The organism is Achromobacter spanius, from assembly GCF_003994415.1.
Lineage (GTDB): Bacteria > Pseudomonadota > Gammaproteobacteria > Burkholderiales > Burkholderiaceae_B > Achromobacter > Achromobacter spanius_C.
This window is the reverse complement of record NZ_CP034689.1, coordinates 6461484-6478758: the sequence shown is the minus strand read 5'-3', so window position 1 is coordinate 6478758 and position 17275 is coordinate 6461484. Positions and strand designations below refer to the sequence as shown.

Here is a 17275-nt window from a genome sequence, read left to right as displayed (position 1 = left end):
CTTAGCGCGACGTTTGCGTCGCCCGCCCCACCAGCTTTACCGCATCCACGTTCAATTCCTGGCTGAACTTTCGCGTTTCCCGCCCCTCATCTTCCGGGCGCACGCCGATCCAGCCCTGGCCCAGCGCCAGCACCCATAAATTCGCCAGCACTATCAGGATGAAGAGCACTCGCATGTCGGCGGACCTTGCTCAGGCGTGGGTGTCCAGGGTGGCGCGCGCGACCGCGGCCAGGCCATCCAGGACGGGGTGATCCAGGTACACCGGCACGGGGGCCGCGCCGAACGCGCCGCCGGCATCCGCCAGCAGGCGTTCTATCTCTTGATGCACTTCGGGCCAGCCGCCGCCAGCTGCGTAGATCTGCGGGGTTTGGCCATAGCGCTGACGGCCCGCCAGCCATTGGCGCACCACCGCGCCGGCTTGGGCCGCGGCGATGCCCGAGGCGATGGCTTCGTGCGTATCAACGGGGTAGGCCACGACCTGGCCGTTGGCGATGGGCAGGTTGGCGGTGCCATGGGCCAGCGCGTTGCGCATCATGGCCGGACCCGGCAGGATCAGGCCGCCCGCGAAAACGTTGTCAGGGCCGACGGTGTCGATGGTGGTGGCGGTGCCGAAGCTGGCCAGCACGAAAGGCGGATGCGCGCCCGGCAGGCGCGACAGCACGCCCAGCAGCGAGGCCCAGCGGTCGGCGCCCAATTGCGTCGGCACCCGGTAATTGTTGACCAGCCCCAGCGTGGCCGCCTGCGACGGCGACCAGGTCACCGCGCAGCCGTGCTTTTGCAGGATCGCGGCGATGGCCGTGCCGCGTGCGTCGCCCGCCACGTTCACGCCCAGCGCGCGCAGGGGGGGGCGCGGCAGCGCGGCCAGCCAGCCGTCCAGCGCATCCAGGTCCAGGCCGTCGAAGGCGACAGCCGCCGGTTCGCGGGGCATGTCGGGGTTGCTGGCGTCCAGCCAACCCACCTTGAGACGGCTGTTGCCGGAGTCGATGAGAATAATCATGCTTGGCGTCGAATCGAAATTTCACCGATCGAGATCGGGGTGGCGCCCTCGGGCGTTTGCACCAGCAGGCGCCCGTGTTCGTCTACGCCACAGGCGGTGCCGCTAAGTAGGATATCGCCTTTCTCCAGCACGTTCACCGGCCTGCCCGCCAAGGCGTCGACCTGGTTGAAACGCTGGCGGAACGCGGCGAAACCTTCGCGTTCCAGGGTCTGGACGGCTTCCAGCCAGGCGGTGGCGCTGGCGCAGACCAGGTCGGCGGCGGTGGCCACGCGGTCTGCTTCGGCCTGCACCTGGGTCCAGTCGGCCACCTCGCGGCCCAATGCGCGAGACAGTTCGCTCGCGTCGGTCAAATTGACGCCCATGCCGATGACGACGGTGTAGCCGGCTTCGCGGCCGCCCGGGTTGCGGGTGGTTTCCACCAGCACGCCCGCCAGCTTGGCGTCGTGCCACTGCACATCGTTCGGCCACTTCATGCACAGGCCGCGCGCACGCGGGCCGGCTACCGCGCGCAGTGCCTCGCAGGCGGCCACGCCGGCCAAGGGAGACAGCGCGGGCAATTGCGCGGCAGGCAGATGGACGTCGTAAGCGCAGGAAAACATCAAGGTGGCGCCAGACTGGTTTTGCCACGGGCGCCCCGCTCGGCCACGGCCGGCGTTCTGCAGGTGGCTGCCCAGCAGCCAGGGTTTACCAGCCCCGGCGCCCGAGCGCGCGCGCGCCAGCAGGTCGGCGTTGGTTGACCCGGTGTCGCCGGTCCAGGCGATGTCTTGGAATGCGGGCAGGCGCGAGCCTAGCTCCCGGGCCAGGGCTTCCGGCGCGGGCAGGTCGATTGGGCGGACGTGATCGGGCATGGCGGCGATTGTAGGGCACGCGGCCGGCCCTAGCGGCCATTCAGCCCTCAAGCGTTTATCATTGGCGATACATTTTGCATCGGTGCCCCGCCTACATGCCGCATTCCGCTTCATCCGCGTCCGCCGCCGCGCCTTTCCGTCAGGACGGGAAAGTTTGCCATGTGGCGGGCGACTGGAGCGTCCTGGCCCTGGCCCAGACCGGCGAAGTCGAACGCCGGCGCACGGCAATGGCTCGTGCCGCCGAAGATGGCGTGCGTTGGGACCTGCATGGCATCAGCCGGCTGGACACCATCGGCGCCTTGCTCATCTGGCAGGCCTGGGGTGAAAAGCTGCCCGAGCGCGTGCGCTGGTCGGCCGGCCAGCAGGATGTGTTCAACGCGCTGGCCATGAACAAGGGCGGGGTCCAGGCGGCGCCGTCCAAGCCCGAATCCTGGACTTGGGTCCGCGCGCTCGGCGGCGCCATCTTCCAGGCCGCCGAAAACGGCCGGGCGCTGCTCATCATGCTGGGCCAATTGATGCTGGACCTGGGCAGCATGCTGCGCCGTCCGCGTTTGGGCCCATGGCGCGAGATCTCGGCGCAGGTGTATCGAACCGGCGCGCAGGCGCTGGGCATCACGGCGCTGGTGGGGTTCCTGATTGGCGTGGTGCTGTCGTATCTGTCGGCGCAACAGTTGCAGATGATCGGCGCCGACCGCTTCATCGTGCGGCTGCTGGGCGTGTCCATCGTGCGCGAGCTTGGGCCGGTGCTGGCCGCCATTCTGGTGGCGGGCCGGTCGGGCTCGGCCATCACCGCCCAGATCGGCGTGATGCGGGTCACCCAGGAACTGGACGCCATGCGCGTCATGGGCATTTCGCACGGCCAAAGGCTGATCCTGCCGCGCGTGCTGGCGTTGGCGGTAACCATGCCCCTGCTGACCCTGTGGACGAGTGCGATGGCGATCCTGGGCGGCATGCTGGCCGCGCAAGTGCAGTTGGGCGTGTCGGCGCAGTGGTTTTTGACGTCGCTGCCTGACGCCATTTCATTGACCAATTACTGGATCGGCATCCTGAAGGGCGTGACCTTCGGCATTCTGATCGCGTTGATCGCCTGCCACTTCGGCCTGCGCATCCAGCCCAATACGGAAAGTCTGGGGCGCGGTACCACCACATCCGTGGTTACGTCGATTACAGGCGTGATTCTGCTGGATGCGCTTTACGCCATTATTTTCAGTTCGGTGGGCATCTGATGAACAGCGTCCTGCAACACCGCCTGTTCACCGATGACAGCATCACGGTTGAACCCGTCATCACGGTGCGCGGCCTGCGCACGGCCTTTGGCGACCATGTGGTTCACGACAACCTTGACCTGACCGTCTTCCCGGGCGAAATCCTGGTGCTGGTGGGCGGCTCGGGCACGGGCAAGACGGTGTTGCTGCGCCAGATCATCGGCCTGGACCAGCCCACCGCCGGCAGCGTGAAGGTGCTGGGGCATTCGCTGTTCGACCTGTCGCCCGGCGAGCGCCGACGGCTGTCGTACCGATGGGGCATGTTGTTTCAGGCGGGGGCGCTGTTCTCGGCCTTGTCCGTGTTCGACAACGTGGCCTTGCCGCTGCGCGAACTGCGCACGGTGCCCGAAGACCTGGTGCGCGACGTCGTCATGTGCCGGCTGGCCATGGTGGGGTTGACGGCCAATGATGCCGACAAGCGGCCGTCGGACCTGTCTGGCGGCATGGTCAAGCGCGTGGCGCTGGCGCGTGCGTTGTCGCTGGACCCGGAATTGCTGTTCCTGGACGAACCCACGGCCGGCCTGGACCCGCTGCGTTCGGACGAATTCGTGGATCTGGTGCGCAGCCTGCATCGGCAGTTGGGATTTACCGTCGTCATGGTGACGCACGATCTGGACACGCTGCTGGCGTTGGCCACCCGTGTGGCCGTGCTGGCGGACAAGCGGGTGATCGTGTGCGACACGGTGCCGGAAGTACTGAAGGTCGATCACCCCTTCATTCACACGTTCTTCCTGGGCGAACGCGGCTTGCGCGCGCTTGGGGACCTGGCGCCGAAGGGATTGCATCATGGAAAACCGTAGTCATGCGCTCATGGCCGGCATCTTCACGCTGGTCCTGCTGGCCGCCGCCGTGCTGGTGGCCGTCTGGATCGGTCGGGACCGGACCCAGCTGCAAACATACGAAATCATCTCGGCCACGGCCGTCAGCGGCCTGAACCCGCAATCGGCCGTGCGCTATCAGGGCGTGCCGGTGGGCAAGGTGCAGTCGCTGGCGCTGAACCCCAACAAGCCGGGGCAGGTGCGCATCCGCATCGGCGTGGCCCCGAACACGCCGATCACCGAATCGACCTGGGCCGAACTGGGCGTGCAGGGCGTGACGGGCATGGCCAACGTCGAGCTGCGCGACGACGGCTCGTCGCTCACGCGCCTGACGTCCACGGCGGAACATCCCGCCGCCATTCCGCTGCGCCCGGGCTTTCTTGACCGCATCGAGCAGCGCGGCGGCAAGCTGATTTCCAATGTGGAAGAAGCCACCGAGCAACTGCGCCGCGTGCTTAGCGAACAAAACGTGCAAGCGCTGACGGCCAGCCTGCAGAACGCCACCGACATCACGCAATCATTGCGGCAAGCCAGCCGCGACCTGGCGCCCACCATGGCCAAGCTGGGCCCGCTGCTGGATTCGCTGGGCAATACCTCGCGCCAGGCGGATCGCGCGGCGCGCGAAATTGCCGATCTGGCCCAGCAGGCTCGCCTGGCGGTGGCACGCCTGAATGCGCCCGACGGCCCCTTGTCGGTGGCCACGCGCAGCCTGAACGATATTGCCCTGGCCGCCGCCCGGCTGGATGGCGAGACCTTGCCTGCCGTCACCAATATGGCCACCAACGTCAGTGCGGCCGCGCGCGGGGCGGCCGTGACCCTGCGCCGTGTCGACAGCACGCCGCAATCGTTCTTGTTCGGCCCGGCGCCCATTGCGCCCGGGCCTGGCGAAGCCGGGTTCGCCGGTTTCGGGAGGCAGTCCAAATGAAGAAGCTGAAGATGCGTAGTGCCGTTTCGATGGCGACCCGAACGTTGATCCTGTCTTTGACCCTGGCGCTTGCCGGTTGCGGCATTGGCCGCGTGCCCGCACCGCCGTCCGTCTTTGACCTGGGGCTGGACGCCCAGCCAGCCCCCGCCTTGCCAGCACGCGCGCCCATTGCGCTGAGCTTCCAGGCCTCGCCGACGTTGTCGGATACCGGCATGATCTGGCGGGTGGGCGACAGCGCCGCACCCAAGGCCTATGCCACCTACCGCTGGGCGTCGGCGCCGTCCGAGCTGGTGCGCCAGCGTATTGCCGACCGCCTGTCGCGTCAGGGTCCCGTTCTGGCTGACCGCGTCAATCTTCAGACGCCGCAATTGCAGGTTTCCCTGTCGCAGTTCGAACAGGTGTTCTCTGAAGACGGCCAGACCAGCCAGGGGCGCATCTTGCTGCAAGCGGTTTTGGTCAATGGCCGCGCGGTCGTCGATCAAACGCGCATCCTGGTGCAGGCGCCCGCGCCCACGCAGGACGCCGCGGGTGGCGTGGCCGCCTTGCGGCAAGCCACCGACCAGGCGGCCGACCAGTTGGCGCAATGGCTGGCCAACACCATGGCCCCCGCCACGATGACGCCCGCGGCAAAAGCGGGCGGTTAACATCGTTTTCGTTTTTTCGTTTTTCCGCTTTTCACGTTGAGTTCAACCATGTCCGCACGCACTGATACCCACGCCTTCACCGGCCCCGCCGGCCGCATCGATTGCGCCGTCGATTGGCCTGCCGGCACGCCGCGAGGCTGGGCCCTGGTCCTGCATCCGCATCCCCTGCAAGGCGGTGCGCGCGAAAACAAGGTCGTCACGACCGTGTCGCGCGCCTGCGTGCAGCATGGCCTGGTGGCGGTGCGCCCCAACTTCCGTGGCGTGGGACAGTCGGAAGGCGTGTTCGACAAGTCGGTGGGCGAAACGCAGGACATGCTGGCGGTGGTGGCGCAAATGCGCGAACTGCATCCTGAACTGGCCGATGCGCCCTGGGTGCTGGCGGGCTTTTCATTTGGCACCGCCGTCGCCGCGCAAACCTACGCGGCGCTGGCTGAAGCGGGCGATGCTGCCTTGCCGTCCGCGCTGATGTTGATGGGGCCGGCGGTCAACCGCTTTCAGTCGCACGAAGTGCAGGTACCGGACGACACGTTGATGGTCCACGGCGAAGAAGACGAAGTGGTGCCGCTGTCCGAAGCGATGGACTGGGCGCGGCCGCGCTCGATTCCCGTGGTGGTGGTGCCGGGCGCATCGCACTTCTTCCATGGCAAGCTGCTGGTGCTGCGCCAGTTGGTGCAGGCGCGCTTGAAGGTCGCGCTGGACTGACGCTGGCGCCATGCGTCCGCTTGCATCAGCCAGGCGTCAGGTTGCATCAGGTTGCATGTTTTAAACGCACCGGGAACCCCCTGCGAAGCGGACCGGTCCAATCGCCTGCCTATAATTGTCAGCCATCAGCCCCGCGCCGGCGGGCGTCTTTCCTGGGACCCACGTTGCCGATGAAGAAATTGCCTTATTCCGTTCACTCCCCCGTTGTCTTTACCCGCCGCCTGATCACAGGCGCTGTGTTGTCGGCGATGCTCGCGGCCTCGATGCCGGCCTGGTCGCAACCGGCGCCCGCCGCCACACCGGCGGCTAGCGGCACCGCGGCGCCCGCGCCAGCGGCCACGGGCGCGGTGCCGGTGGGTGATGTGTCGGCAGTTCCGGCGCCCACCATCGCCGCCAAGGCATGGATCGTGATCGACGTGAACAGCGGTCAGACCTTGGCCGCGTCCAACCCCGACATGAAGGTCGAGCCGGCATCGCTGACCAAGATCATGACGGCCTACGTGGTGTTCAACGCGCTGGAAGAAAAGCGCCTGACGCTGGAGCAGACGGTGCCCGTGTCCGAGCACGCCTGGCGCACGGGCGGGTCGCGCATGTTCATCGAACCGCGCAAACCGGTGACGGTCGACGAACTGAATCAAGGCATGATCGTGCAGTCCGGCAACGACGCCTCCGTGGCGCTGGCCGAAGCCGTGGGCGGCAGCGAATCGGCGTTTGCCGCGCTGATGAACCAGGAAGCCGAACGCCTGGGCATGAAGAACACCCACTTCATGAACGCAACCGGCCTGCCGGATCCGCAGCACGTGACCTCCACGCGCGACCTGGCCACGTTGTCGTCGCACCTGATCACCGATCACCCCGACTACTTTCACTACTACAAGCAGAAAAGCTACACGTACAACAAGATCACGCAGCCGAACCGCAACCGCCTTCTGTGGGCCGACCCCTCGGTGGACGGCATGAAGACCGGCCACACCGACTCGGCCGGCTACTGCCTGGTGTCGACCGCGGTGCGGGGCGACCGCCGCATCCTGACGGTGGTGGTGGGTACGGACAGCGAAGCCACGCGCGCCGAAGAAAGCCTGAAGCTCTTGAACTGGAGCTTCCAGAACTTCGATACCGTGAAGCTGTTCGACAAGAGCCAACCCGGAATCGACGCCCGCGTGTGGGAAGGCACGGCGGACAACGTCAAGCTGGGTCCGCCGAACCCGGTGTCGATCGCGGTGCCGCGCGGCAAGGCCGGTGACTTGAAGCCGGTGGCTCAGCGCACCGATCCGCTGATCGCCCCACTGACCAAGGGCCAACAGGTGGGCACGCTGCAGTTCACGCTGGACGGCAAGGTGCTGCGCACTGAACCGTTGGTGGTGCAAGACGCCGTTGAACGCGCGGGCTTCTTCGGCCGCATGGCCGACACCGTAAAGCGCTGGTTCCAGTAAGCGCGTCGCGCCACGGGCGCGGGCGCGGGTGTAAGCTAGCAGCGGGCGTTTCGTGCGAAACGCCCGTTTTCTATTTTCAGGCAAGCCCACCGGGTTTGTCCGCGACGTTTGATCCTTCAGGAGTACCCCATGATTCCGGGCGTGCCGGGCGAAAGCCAGGTGTATCTCAACGGCGAGTTCCTGCGTGTCGACGAGGCGAAAGTCTCTGTCCTGGACCGCGGTTTTATTTTTGGCGACGGCATTTACGAAGTCGTTCCCGTGTACCAGGGCAAGGCATTCCGCATGGCGGAGCACCTTAACCGCCTGGATCGCAGCCTGGCAGCCTTGCGTATCGCGCCGCCGCTGGACCGCGCGGGCTGGGTCGACCTGATCGAGCAGTTGCTGGCGCGTACCAATCTGGACACCTGCATTGTCTACTTGCAGGTCACGCGCGGCGTGGCCAAGCGCGACCACCAGTTTCCGGCCACCCCCGTCACGCCCACCGTGTTCGGCATGATTTCGGCGTGGTCCCCGCCGCCCGCCGCGCAGCGCACGCAGGGCTTGACCGCCATCAGCATTCCCGACGAACGCTGGCTGCATTGCGAGATCAAGTCGGTGTCGCTGTTGGGTAACGTGCTGGCCAAGCAGCAGGCGGTGGATGCGAACGCCGACGAAGTCGTGCAGTTTCGCGATGGCTACCTGACCGAAGGCTCGTCCACCAACATCTGGGTCGTGTCGGGTGGCAAGCTGCTGGCGCCGCCCAAGAACAACCTGATCCTGGAAGGCATCCGCTACGGCCTGATGGGCGAATTGGCCGAAGCCGCGGGCATCCCCTTCGAGTCGCGCCGTATCAGCCAGCAAGAGGTGGAATCCGCCGACGAACTGATGCTGTCTTCGGCTACCAAGGAAGTGCTGGCGATTGTTTCGCTGGACGGAAAGCCGGTGGGTTCGGGCAAGCCCGGCCCTGTTTTTGAGCAGTTGCGAGCGGGTTATGATGCCCGCATCGCCGCGCTGTAAGCCGCAGTACCGGGCGGCTGCCACAGCCGCCCGACCTTCCGGCCGGCCTTGCCTGCGCGCAGCTTGCCCCCATATAAAAACATTCAGGGGCAACCACCTCTCTAGGTCACTCTCATGCATATTCCGCCCGAAGAATCGCTTATCGAATATCCCAGCGACTTTCCCATCAAGGTCATGGGCAAGCAGCATCCCGAATTCGCCCAGACGCTGACTGACGTCGTGTTGCAGTTCGACCCCGGCTTTGACGCCGCCACGGTCGAGATGCGCCCCAGCAAGGGCGGCAACTACATGGGCTTGACGTTCATCGTGCGCGCCACCTCGCGCGAGCAATTGGACAACCTGTACAAGGCCTTGCACGGCCATCCGATGGTGTCCATCGTTCTGTAAACCGGAATTGCCGTGATCAAGTGGCTCGCGCGGCCGGCGGACTATCTGCCGGTCTGGCAGGACATGCAGGCGTATACCGCGCTGCGCGGCGCCGATACGCCCGACGAGATCTGGCTTTGCGAACATGCGCCGGTCTACACCTTGGGCCAGGCTGGCCTGCCGCAACATGTGCTGAACCCCGGCAACATCCCCATCGTGCATTGCGACCGCGGCGGCCAGGTGACGTATCACGGGCCAGGGCAGGTCATGGCGTATGCGCTGTTCGACCTGCGTCGCGTGGATATGTACGTGAAGGAATACGTCACGCTGCTGGAAGGCGCCGTTATCGACACGCTGACGCAGCACGGCGTGGATGGCGCCTGTCGCAAGCCCGGCGCGCCGGGCGTGTACGTGCCGGACCCCGATCTGGGCCCCGGCAGCGGCGAACTCGCCAAGATCGCGGCGCTGGGCATCAAGATCCGCAACGGGCGCGCCTATCATGGCGTGTCGCTCAATGTGGATATGGACCTGGCTCCTTTCCTGGGCATCAACCCCTGCGGCTACGAAGGGCTGCGCACCGTCGACATGGCGGCCTGCGGCGTGCGCCGCTTGCCCACCGACGTGGGCGACGCGCTGGCGCGGAATCTGGCGGACGCCTGGCGCCGCGCAAGAAGCACGCTTTGAAAACAGATTTGAAGACCGTTTTGAAGACCGCTTACACCGCCGCCGATGTCGCCGCGACCACGCCAGAACAACTGGCCCAATTGCGTGAAGGCCCACCGGAACCCTACGCCGCCTGGATCGGGGCGGCGGCTGAGCTTGGGCTGGTCGAAGCGCAGACCATCTACGGCCAGATGCTGCTGGACGGCGTGGGCGTGGCGCGCCAGCCCGACGCCGCGCTGGTCTGGTTCAAACGCGCCGCCAATGCCGATCATCCGATGGCCATCAATATGGTGGGGCGCTGCTACGAAAATGGCTGGGGCGTGCCGGCCGACGATACCGTTGCGGCGTATTGGTTCAGGCTGGCCGCAGACCACGGACTGGATTGGGGCATGTACAACTACGCGCACATGCTGCGCGCAGGCCGGGGCGGTGTGACGCAGAACAAGGCCGCGGCACTGGCGCTTTACCAGCAGGCGGCACAGGCCGGGCATGTGAAATCCATCGGCGTGGTTGGCCGGTTTTACGAAGCGGGCGAGGTGGTCGAACAAGACCTGGAACGCGCCTTCGACTGCTACCAGCGTTGCGCCGAGGGCGGCGATTTTCGCGGCATGTTCCATCTGGGCCGACTCTTGCTGCTGCGCGGCAAGAAAGAGGAAGCAGTCCAATGGCTGGTCCAGGTACCAGAAACCGCCACGCCGGCATTCCTGAAAGAAGCGAATACGCTGTTGCAAGACAGCGGCTTTCCTGCGCTATACGAGGTATGAAGCGCGGGACGTAGGACCGTAGGATGGGTGAAGCGCGAGAAACCCGCTACAAGAACCCCACCACTGATCGCGCGCAACCCATCAAGCACCGCCAGCGTCCTGGCCAGTTTCGCCACAAGGCAATCAAGCAATCCAGAATCGCTGCCAGGTTCGGCTGCGGCGGCATTGAGTAACGTCCTTGTTGTGGGACGTTCCGCTACAGCGCCACGTTCGTCTGATGGGTTTCGCGCGATCTACGGTGAAGTTCTTTTGACCGATCTTTCGCGCTGCACCCATCCTACGTGCTTAGGCGGGGTTCGAACGTGACGTCCAGCGTTTGATGCTGGCCGGCCGCCAGCTCACCTTGTAGGCGGTCCAGCAATACCTGCGCAGCCCGACGGCCCAAATCTTCGGCATCTATCCCCAACGTGGTCAGGCCTTGCGCCCATTGCGCGGCGCTGCCGTCGTCCGTAAACCCCAATACCGCCAGATCCTGCGGTACATGCAGGTCGCGATTGTGGGCTTCCGACACCGCCGCCGCGGCCAGCAGGTCGGACGTGCAAAATACCGCATCAAAAATCGTGTTGGTGGCCAGCAAGCGCAAGAATGCCATGCGGCCGTCGTTCATCCGCAGCACTTCCGGCTGCACGATATCCGCCACCCGATCCAGTCCCAACGCCGCCGCGGCGCTGATGAAACCTTGGCGGCGCGCGCGTTCCCACGGATTGTCGGCGCTGATGCAGGCCACCAGCGCATGGCGCTTCTCGGCAAGATGACGCGCCGCCGCTCGGCCGGCCTCTTCATTGTCGATGACCACGGCGGTGTCCAGCGGGTGCGCCGATGCGCTCCAGGTTTCCACCACCGGTATTTCCAGCGCCGCCAAGCCGGCGCGCAACGCGGGTTCGTCCAGCGGGCCGATGACTAGCGCCGCGGCCGGATGCAGCGCGGCAAGTTGCGGCAGCATGGCCGGGTCGTGCCATGGGCCCGCCGTCAGAAAGTAGCCCTGGGGCGCCAGGCGTTCCGCACACGCTTGCATGGCACGGCTTGCGGGCCCGTTATCCAGGCGGGGGGCGATCAAAGCGACAAGGCGTGGCGGGGGAAGGAGGGACATAACAAGGAAGTCAGCAAATTTATCAGGCAAGACGATAACCCAGCCGGCCATGGGGCTCGCCAGGCATCGGCGGCTCTTGTCTCATTCGTTGGGGCAGGCGGGCGTCCGCGCCTCTGCGGCGCACCGGGGCGGCGGAGGGTAAAATGCCTTTTTTGTCTCTAACCGGGCCATTCTGCGCGCCGGTTGCGAAGGTGCCCAATGTCTACGCTCGCCGAGTCCGCTGTTCCCCCGAACGAATCCGCTGCTGCTTCCGCTCCCGTGGAAGCCGTCTACGATCCGACGCAAAAACAGAAGTCGCAAGCCAAGACGGCACGCATCCCCATCAAGATCGTCCCGGCCGAACGCCTGAAAAAGCCCGAATGGATCCGCGTGAAAGCCGCCGCGCCCGGCTCGCGCTTCTACGACATCAAGCGCATCCTGCGCGAACACAATTTGCACACGGTCTGCGAAGAAGCCTCCTGCCCGAATATCGGCGAGTGCTTCGGCAAGGGCACGGCCACGTTCATGATCATGGGTGACAAGTGCACCCGCCGCTGCCCGTTCTGTGATGTGGGCCATGGCCGCCCCGATCCGCTGGACACCAAAGAACCCGAGAACCTGGCGCGCACCATTGCCGCGCTGAAGCTGTCTTACGTGGTCATCACCTCGGTGGACCGCGATGACTTGCGCGACGGCGGCGCGGGCCACTTCGTGGACTGCATCACGCACATCCGCGAACTGTCGCCCACCACCCGCATTGAAGTGCTGGTCCCCGACTTCCGCGGCCGTCTGGACCGCGCGCTGACTATCCTGAACGCCGGCCCCCCGGACGTCATGAACCACAACCTGGAAACCGTGCCGCGCTTGTACAAGCAGGCACGTCCGGGTTCGGACTACATGCACTCGTTGAAGCTGCTGGCTGAATTCAAGAAGCTGCACCCCGAAGTGCCCACCAAGTCAGGACTGATGCTGGGTCTGGGCGAAACGGATGAAGAAATCCTGCAAGTGATGCGCGACATGCGCGAGCACAACGTGGATATGCTGACGATTGGTCAGTATCTGCAGCCGTCTGAACACCACTTGCCCGTGCTGCGTTATGTGCACCCGGATACGTTCGCGATGTTTGAGCGTGAAGCGTATGCGATGGGCTTTTCGCATGCGGCGGTGGGCGCGATGGTGCGGTCTTCGTATCACGCGGATGAACAGGCGCATGCGGCTGGGGTGAATTGATCAACCCAGTTGGGCGTCTTTCAGGAAGGCGCCCAGGCTGTCCTTTTCGGACAGTACCGGCGCCTGACTGCAGGGCCATGCGATAGACAGATCGGGATCGTCCCAGCGGATGCATCGCTCAAGGTCTGGCGCGTAATAGTCCGTGGTCCGATACAGCACCTCGGCCGAATCCGATAACGCCAGAAAGCCATGTGCGTACCCTTCGGGAATCCACAGCTGAAGCTTGTTCGCCGCACTCAAGCGCGTGCCCACCCACTGCCCGAACGTGGGTGAGTCGCGGCGCACGTCCACCGCCACGTCGAAGATTTCGCCTGCGCATACGCGCACGAGTTTCCCCTGCGGACGTTCAAGCTGATAGTGCAGGCCGCGCAGCACGCCTTTGGCCGAACACGAGTGATTGTCTTGTACAAAATGCCGTTGTAGCCCCGTGACCGCTTGGAAGACGCGTTCGTTGAAGCTTTCGAAGAAAAATCCGCGCGCGTCGTTGAACACGCGTGGCTCCAGTAGCAACACGTCGGGCAAAGTTTGCGGTAGCGCTTTCATCAGAACACCGTGTCCGATAGCACGCGATGCAGATATTTGCCGTAGCCGCTTTTTGACAACGGCATTGCCAGCTTTTCCAGTTCCTCGGCGGTGATCCACTTCTGGCGGTAGGCGATTTCTTCCGGGCACGCCACCTTCAGACCTTGCCGGTGCTCTAGCGTGGCAATGAACTGGCTGGCTTCCAATAGTGATTCATGCGTGCCAGTGTCCAGCCAGGCATAGCCGCGGCCCATGATTTCCACGGCAAGCTTGCCCCGCTCAAGATAGCGTTGGTTGATGTCGGTAATTTCTAGCTCGCCGCGCGCGGATGGCTTGATACCGCGGGCAATCTCAATGACGTTGTTGTCGTAGAAGTACAAACCGGTCACCGCGTAGCTGGATAGCGGTACGGCTGGCTTTTCTTCAATCGACAGCACCTGCCCGCGCTGGTCGAACTGGGCCACGCCGTAGCGTTGCGGGTCCTGTACGTGATAAGCGAAAACCGTGGCGCCGGCCGTGCGTTGGTTGGCGTTCTGCAGCAATCTGGGCAGCTCATGGCCATAGAAAATGTTGTCGCCCAACACCAATGCTGTCGCACTGTGGCCAATGAATGGCGCGCCGATTAAAAAGGCCTGCGCCAAACCGTCGGGCGAAGGTTGAATGGCGTATTCCAGGTTGAGCCCCCATTGCGAGCCGTCCTGTAGCAACTGTTGAAAACGGGGAATGTCCTGGGGCGTGGAGATGACCAGAATGTCGCGTATCCCGGCCAGCATCAACGTGGTGAGCGGGTAGTAGATCATTGGTTTGTCGAAGACGGGAAGCAACTGCTTGCTGATCGCCAGCGTGGCCGGATGCAGCCGGGCGCCGGACCCGCCGGCCAGTACGATGCCTTTGCGCGTCATGGTTGGTCTCCGCGGTGATCGCCGCGCGCTACAAGTTGGTCCAACAGAGCGTCGACGTCGCGTGTCCAGTCAGCAAAGCGAATCCCCAGCGCAGCGGCGAGCCGCGAGGTGTCTAGCCTGGAATTGCTAGGACGCATGGCGGCGGCACCATGGTCTTCCGACGTGACGCATTGAATGCGTTCAGGCGTGAGCCTTAGCGGCATGCCACGCTTGGCGGCGCCCGCGATCAGATATTGCGCGTAGGCATGCCAGCTTGTGGCGCCGCTGGCCGCCACATGATAAATGCCACCAGCCATGTCCTGCTGGCGGCGCTTCGCAACGGCCTGCATGGTGACATCGGCGATCAGCGCCGCAGCGGTGGGCGCGCCGATTTGGTCCGCCACGACGCTCAGGGTCTCGCGTGTCCGCGCCAAGCGCAGGATGGTGGCAGGAAAGTTATTGCCATGTGTCGCGTAGACCCAGCTGCAGCGCAGAATCAAGGCATCGCAGCCGCTGTCCAGGACCGCGGCTTCTCCGGCCAGTTTGGTGACGCCGTAGACGTTTAGCGGGTTTGGCGTATCCGTTTCAGTGTAGGGCGACGGATTTGACCCGTCGAAGACATAATCGGTGGAGTACTGAACGAGCAAGGCCTGTGACCGCTTGGCGTACCGCGCCAGGGTGGCGACGGCGTGCGTATTGATCAGGGTGGCCGCTTTCGGATGCGATTCTGCCAGGTCGACGGCGGTGTAGCCCGCCGCATTGACGATGACGTCGGGTTGATGAGCCGACAGCGCTGCGCATAGCGCGGACTGATCGCCCAGGTCGACGTCTGCGCGGCCAAGAGATATCACGTCGCCCAAGGCAGGCATGGTCCGCTGCAATTCGCGGCCAATCTGCCCGGTTTTGCCCAATAAGAGGATCTTCACGCGCGCTCCGGCGGAATCTCTGGGTTCACGCGATACGCGCCACTGGCGACGTTTGCCACCCACTGGGTCTCGTGCAAGTACCACTGAATCGTCTTCAGCATGCCTGTTTCGAATGTATGGGCGGGAACCCACCCAAGCTCGCGCTGCAATCGAGAGGCGTCGACGGCATAACGACGGTCGTGTCCCGCCCGGTCGGGAACGTGGACGATTTGCTCCGCATACGATTTGCCATCCGCGCGGGGTCGCAGGCGGTCCAGTTGCTGACAAAGACCACGTACAAGCGAAAGATTGGAAATTTCGTTCCAACCGCCCACGTTGTAGGTAGCCCCCGGCGCGCCTGCCTCCAGCATCCTGCGGATGGCGTCGCAATGGTCGGAAACGTACAACCAATCGCGCCGCTGTTGGCCATCGCCATATAGTGGCAGCGGCTTGCCGGCGAAGGCCTGGTGAATGACCAGCGGAATCAGTTTTTCCGGGAACTGCCGAGGACCGTAGTTGTTGGAGCAGTTGGACGTCAGCACCGGCAGGCCGTAGGTCTGGTGATACGCGCGAACAAAATGGTCGCTGGCGGCCTTGCTGGCGGAATAGGGGCTGTTGGGGGCGTAGGGGGTGCGCTCGGTGAAGGGCGCGCCGCCATCGTCCAGAGACCCATACACTTCGTCAGTCGACACATGCAGGAAGCGGAAATCGGCCTTGTCTTGCGTGTCGAGCTCGGCCCAATAGCTGCGAGCGGCTTCCAACAACTGGTAAGTGCCCAGCACATTGGCCTGTATGAAAGCGCCCGGATCGGCTATAGACCGGTCGACATGGGTTTCAGCGGCAAAATTGACCAGGGCACGGGGGCGATGCGCGCGAAGCAGGCCGAGCACGGTTGCCTGGTCGGCGATATCGCCGTGTACGAACCGATGGCGGGCGTCGCCGGCCAGCGGCGCCAGATTGTCCAGATTGCCGGCGTAGGTCAGTTTATCCAGTGTGATCACCGACTCATCGCTTTGGGCGAGCCAATCCAGCACAAAATTCGATCCGATGAACCCGGCGCCGCCGGTCACAATAATGCTCATGTATTTAGCACCCTCGGCTGTTAGCCTCCGGCATGTTCCGGCCGCGCCTTACTGGCGAGCCTGGGCGCCCGCCCAAAACGTATCTTGCTGTCCCGCACGCTGATTGATACACCGCGCCAGCACAAACATCAAATCCGATAAGCGGTTCAGGTACTGCCGGACCGGAGCGTTCACGGCTTCCGTTTCCGCCAGCGCCACGACAGCCCGTTCGGCCCTTCGGCATACCGTTCGCGCCACGTGCGCTTGCGCCGCCGCGCGTGTTCCACCAGGCAGTATGAACTCGCGCAGCGGTGTCAGCGTCGCGTTGTAATGGGCTACCTGCGCGTCCAGGCGTGCCACTTGTTCGTCGGTGAGCGCGGTATGGCCCGGGATGCAGAGTTCGGCGCCCATGTCGAAAAGATCGTGCTGGATTGCCAAGAGGTCCGCCGCTACGTCCTCTGGCAATGCTTCGCTCAATAGCACGCCAATCACGCTGTTCAACTCATCCACGTCGCCCAGGGCGGCGATCCGTGGTGCGTCCTTGGGGATACGGGTTCCGTCCCCCAGGCCGGTGGTGCCGTCGTCCCCCGTGCGAGTGGCAATGACAGATAAGCGGTTGGCCATAGACGGTCCTGAGTCGGGATAAAGGGGAATAGTTTGCGTCTTGCGGTAAGCCAGCGCCCCGTTGAAGGAGTGCTCTCGCAATCAACCGTCAGGATTGTTGCGTTCTGCCGCAGGAACTGTTTCATAACGGCGGTATCCTAGCACTGTGGAAAGCAGACCGGGCGGTGCTGCCCGGGCGGCTTTCGGTGTCAATGGAGGATGCCTGTATGGCTTTTGACCGCAAGTATGCAATGCCCATGGCCGTCGCCACCGCGATGGCCGTTGTGTCGCTGGCCACGCCCCTGGCGTTTGCGCAGCAGGCCGATGCCAGCGGCGAAGTGCGTCGTGTCGACCCGGCCGCCGGCAAGGTGACGATCAAGCATGACGAGATCAAGGCGCTGGATTTGCCAGCGATGACGCTGGTCTATGACGCGGATCCGGCGCTGCTGGCCAAGATCAAGGCGGGCGACAAGGTGCGTTTCACGGCGACCCGCAAGGATGGCAAATACGTAGTGACGGCGATCACGAACTGACCGCGCGCATGAAAAAGCCGCTTATCGCAATCACGCGGTAAGCGGCTTTT

At 64.4% G+C, this 17275-nt stretch carries 21 protein-coding genes; 12 read left to right on the top strand and 9 right to left on the bottom strand.

From position 1 onward, the window contains the following. Position 1 precedes the first annotated feature (1 nt). The 3 genes from ELS24_RS31030 to ELS24_RS29725 are packed head-to-tail and all read right to left on the bottom strand — an operon-like array spanning position 2 to position 1845. Positions 2 to 175, bottom strand: a complete 174-nt coding sequence (locus ELS24_RS31030; protein WP_164741321.1) for a hypothetical protein — start codon at positions 173 to 175, stop codon at positions 2 to 4. 15 nt (positions 176 to 190) lie between these two features. Then, complete coding sequence (locus ELS24_RS29730) at positions 191 to 997, bottom strand: type III pantothenate kinase (RefSeq protein WP_050446128.1); 807 nt, start codon at positions 995 to 997, stop codon at positions 191 to 193. Continuing rightward, positions 994 to 1845 carry a biotin--[acetyl-CoA-carboxylase] ligase gene (locus ELS24_RS29725; protein ID WP_127186116.1) on the bottom strand — a complete coding sequence of 284 codons (852 nt, stop codon included), beginning with the start codon at positions 1843 to 1845 and terminating at the stop codon, positions 994 to 996. The genes ELS24_RS29730 and ELS24_RS29725 overlap by 4 nt, the downstream gene beginning before the upstream one ends. 95 nt (positions 1846 to 1940) lie before the next feature. On the opposite strand from ELS24_RS29725, the gene ELS24_RS29720 reads away from it, so the two are divergent. From ELS24_RS29720 to ELS24_RS29675, 10 genes are all read left to right on the top strand, one after another. Further along, complete coding sequence (locus tag ELS24_RS29720; protein WP_050446130.1) at positions 1941 to 3071, top strand: MlaE family ABC transporter permease; 1131 nt, start codon at positions 1941 to 1943, stop codon at positions 3069 to 3071. Next, positions 3071 to 3910, top strand: a complete 840-nt coding sequence (locus ELS24_RS29715) for an ABC transporter ATP-binding protein (protein WP_050446131.1) — start codon at positions 3071 to 3073, stop codon at positions 3908 to 3910. Before ELS24_RS29720 ends, ELS24_RS29715 begins: the two co-directional genes overlap by 1 nt. Then, complete coding sequence (locus ELS24_RS29710; protein ID WP_050446132.1) at positions 3897 to 4853, top strand: MlaD family protein; 957 nt, start codon at positions 3897 to 3899, stop codon at positions 4851 to 4853. The genes ELS24_RS29715 and ELS24_RS29710 overlap by 14 nt, the downstream gene beginning before the upstream one ends. Beyond that, on the top strand, positions 4850 to 5497 hold the full coding sequence (locus ELS24_RS29705) for an ABC-type transport auxiliary lipoprotein family protein (protein ID WP_370641204.1): 648 nt from the start codon (positions 4850 to 4852) through the stop codon (positions 5495 to 5497). The genes ELS24_RS29710 and ELS24_RS29705 overlap by 4 nt, the downstream gene beginning before the upstream one ends. Positions 5498 to 5545: 48 nt before the next feature. After that, entirely contained in the window at positions 5546 to 6199 is a 654-nt protein-coding gene (locus ELS24_RS29700) for an alpha/beta hydrolase (protein WP_050446133.1), read from the top strand. A gap of 170 nt (positions 6200 to 6369) precedes the next feature. Next, complete coding sequence (locus ELS24_RS29695; RefSeq protein WP_127186115.1) at positions 6370 to 7632, top strand: D-alanyl-D-alanine carboxypeptidase family protein; 1263 nt, start codon at positions 6370 to 6372, stop codon at positions 7630 to 7632. 129 nt (positions 7633 to 7761) lie between these two features. Beyond that, complete coding sequence (locus ELS24_RS29690; RefSeq protein WP_164741320.1) at positions 7762 to 8628, top strand: D-amino acid aminotransferase; 867 nt, start codon at positions 7762 to 7764, stop codon at positions 8626 to 8628. Between the two features lie 114 nt (positions 8629 to 8742). Then, positions 8743 to 9015 (top strand): YbeD family protein, encoded by a 273-nt coding sequence (locus ELS24_RS29685; protein ID WP_006216435.1) that lies wholly within the window; start codon positions 8743 to 8745, stop codon positions 9013 to 9015. 12 nt (positions 9016 to 9027) lie between these two features. Beyond that, positions 9028 to 9678 carry a lipoyl(octanoyl) transferase LipB gene (gene lipB / locus ELS24_RS29680; RefSeq protein ID WP_050446136.1) on the top strand — a complete coding sequence of 217 codons (651 nt, stop codon included), beginning with the start codon at positions 9028 to 9030 and terminating at the stop codon, positions 9676 to 9678. Positions 9679 to 9698: 20 nt separating this feature from the next. Continuing rightward, positions 9699 to 10421 carry a tetratricopeptide repeat protein gene (locus tag ELS24_RS29675; protein WP_050446246.1) on the top strand — a complete coding sequence of 241 codons (723 nt, stop codon included), beginning with the start codon at positions 9699 to 9701 and terminating at the stop codon, positions 10419 to 10421. A gap of 277 nt (positions 10422 to 10698) precedes the next feature. Here the strand turns inward: ELS24_RS29675 and ELS24_RS29670 are convergent, their stop codons facing one another. Beyond that, on the bottom strand, positions 10699 to 11511 hold the full coding sequence (locus tag ELS24_RS29670; protein ID WP_127186113.1) for a substrate-binding domain-containing protein: 813 nt from the start codon (positions 11509 to 11511) through the stop codon (positions 10699 to 10701). 198 nt (positions 11512 to 11709) lie between these two features. Here ELS24_RS29670 and lipA point away from each other — a divergent pair, with 198 nt between their 5' ends. Continuing rightward, a complete protein-coding gene (lipA, locus tag ELS24_RS29665) occupies positions 11710 to 12720 on the top strand; it encodes a lipoyl synthase (RefSeq protein ID WP_127186112.1) in 1011 nt (336 codons plus the stop codon). Here lipA and rfbC read toward each other — a convergent pair whose 3' ends face one another. Genes rfbC through ELS24_RS29640 form a run of 5 tightly spaced genes read right to left on the bottom strand, consistent with a single transcriptional unit; the run spans position 12721 to position 16713 of the window. Continuing rightward, entirely contained in the window at positions 12721 to 13263 is a 543-nt protein-coding gene (gene rfbC / locus ELS24_RS29660; protein ID WP_127186111.1) for a dTDP-4-dehydrorhamnose 3,5-epimerase, read from the bottom strand. Then, positions 13263 to 14144, bottom strand: coding sequence for a glucose-1-phosphate thymidylyltransferase RfbA (gene rfbA, locus ELS24_RS29655; RefSeq protein WP_127186110.1), 882 nt, complete (start codon positions 14142 to 14144; stop codon positions 13263 to 13265). The genes rfbC and rfbA overlap by 1 nt, the downstream gene beginning before the upstream one ends. Then, positions 14141 to 15049, bottom strand: coding sequence for a dTDP-4-dehydrorhamnose reductase (gene rfbD, locus ELS24_RS29650; protein WP_127186109.1), 909 nt, complete (start codon positions 15047 to 15049; stop codon positions 14141 to 14143). Before rfbD ends, rfbA begins: the two co-directional genes overlap by 4 nt. Beyond that, positions 15046 to 16110, bottom strand: coding sequence for a dTDP-glucose 4,6-dehydratase (gene rfbB, locus ELS24_RS29645; RefSeq protein WP_127186108.1), 1065 nt, complete (start codon positions 16108 to 16110; stop codon positions 15046 to 15048). The genes rfbD and rfbB overlap by 4 nt, the downstream gene beginning before the upstream one ends. A gap of 48 nt (positions 16111 to 16158) precedes the next feature. Further along, on the bottom strand, positions 16159 to 16713 hold the full coding sequence (locus tag ELS24_RS29640; protein WP_127186107.1) for a cob(I)yrinic acid a,c-diamide adenosyltransferase: 555 nt from the start codon (positions 16711 to 16713) through the stop codon (positions 16159 to 16161). 206 nt (positions 16714 to 16919) lie between these two features. On the opposite strand from ELS24_RS29640, the gene ELS24_RS29635 reads away from it, so the two are divergent. After that, entirely contained in the window at positions 16920 to 17225 is a 306-nt protein-coding gene (locus ELS24_RS29635; RefSeq protein WP_006216414.1) for a copper-binding protein, read from the top strand. Positions 17226 to 17275 lie beyond the last annotated feature (50 nt).

Excerpts from the sequence above, each read along its gene's own strand:
- ELS24_RS31030 (WP_164741321.1), bottom strand. The coding sequence starts at position 175 with ATGCGAGTGCTCTTCATCCTGATAGTGCTGGCGAATTTATGGGTGCTG.
- ELS24_RS29730 (WP_050446128.1), bottom strand. The coding sequence starts at position 997 with ATGATTATTCTCATCGACTCCGGCAACAGCCGTCTCAAGGTGGGTTGG.
- ELS24_RS29725 (WP_127186116.1), bottom strand. The coding sequence starts at position 1,845 with ATGCCCGATCACGTCCGCCCAATCGACCTGCCCGCGCCGGAAGCCCTG.
- ELS24_RS29720 (WP_050446130.1), top strand. The coding sequence starts at position 1,941 with ATGCCGCATTCCGCTTCATCCGCGTCCGCCGCCGCGCCTTTCCGTCAG.
- ELS24_RS29715 (WP_050446131.1), top strand. The coding sequence starts at position 3,071 with ATGAACAGCGTCCTGCAACACCGCCTGTTCACCGATGACAGCATCACG.
- ELS24_RS29710 (WP_050446132.1), top strand. The coding sequence starts at position 3,897 with ATGGAAAACCGTAGTCATGCGCTCATGGCCGGCATCTTCACGCTGGTC.
- ELS24_RS29705 (WP_370641204.1), top strand. The coding sequence starts at position 4,850 with ATGAAGAAGCTGAAGATGCGTAGTGCCGTTTCGATGGCGACCCGAACG.
- ELS24_RS29700 (WP_050446133.1), top strand. The coding sequence starts at position 5,546 with ATGTCCGCACGCACTGATACCCACGCCTTCACCGGCCCCGCCGGCCGC.
- ELS24_RS29695 (WP_127186115.1), top strand. The coding sequence starts at position 6,370 with ATGAAGAAATTGCCTTATTCCGTTCACTCCCCCGTTGTCTTTACCCGC.
- ELS24_RS29690 (WP_164741320.1), top strand. The coding sequence starts at position 7,762 with ATGATTCCGGGCGTGCCGGGCGAAAGCCAGGTGTATCTCAACGGCGAG.
- ELS24_RS29685 (WP_006216435.1), top strand. The coding sequence starts at position 8,743 with ATGCATATTCCGCCCGAAGAATCGCTTATCGAATATCCCAGCGACTTT.
- ELS24_RS29670 (WP_127186113.1), bottom strand. The coding sequence starts at position 11,511 with ATGTCCCTCCTTCCCCCGCCACGCCTTGTCGCTTTGATCGCCCCCCGC.
- lipA (WP_127186112.1), top strand. The coding sequence starts at position 11,710 with ATGTCTACGCTCGCCGAGTCCGCTGTTCCCCCGAACGAATCCGCTGCT.
- rfbC (WP_127186111.1), bottom strand. The coding sequence starts at position 13,263 with ATGAAAGCGCTACCGCAAACTTTGCCCGACGTGTTGCTACTGGAGCCA.
- rfbA (WP_127186110.1), bottom strand. The coding sequence starts at position 14,144 with ATGACGCGCAAAGGCATCGTACTGGCCGGCGGGTCCGGCGCCCGGCTG.
- rfbB (WP_127186108.1), bottom strand. The coding sequence starts at position 16,110 with ATGAGCATTATTGTGACCGGCGGCGCCGGGTTCATCGGATCGAATTTT.
- ELS24_RS29640 (WP_127186107.1), bottom strand. The coding sequence starts at position 16,713 with ATGGCCAACCGCTTATCTGTCATTGCCACTCGCACGGGGGACGACGGC.
- ELS24_RS29635 (WP_006216414.1), top strand. The coding sequence starts at position 16,920 with ATGGCTTTTGACCGCAAGTATGCAATGCCCATGGCCGTCGCCACCGCG.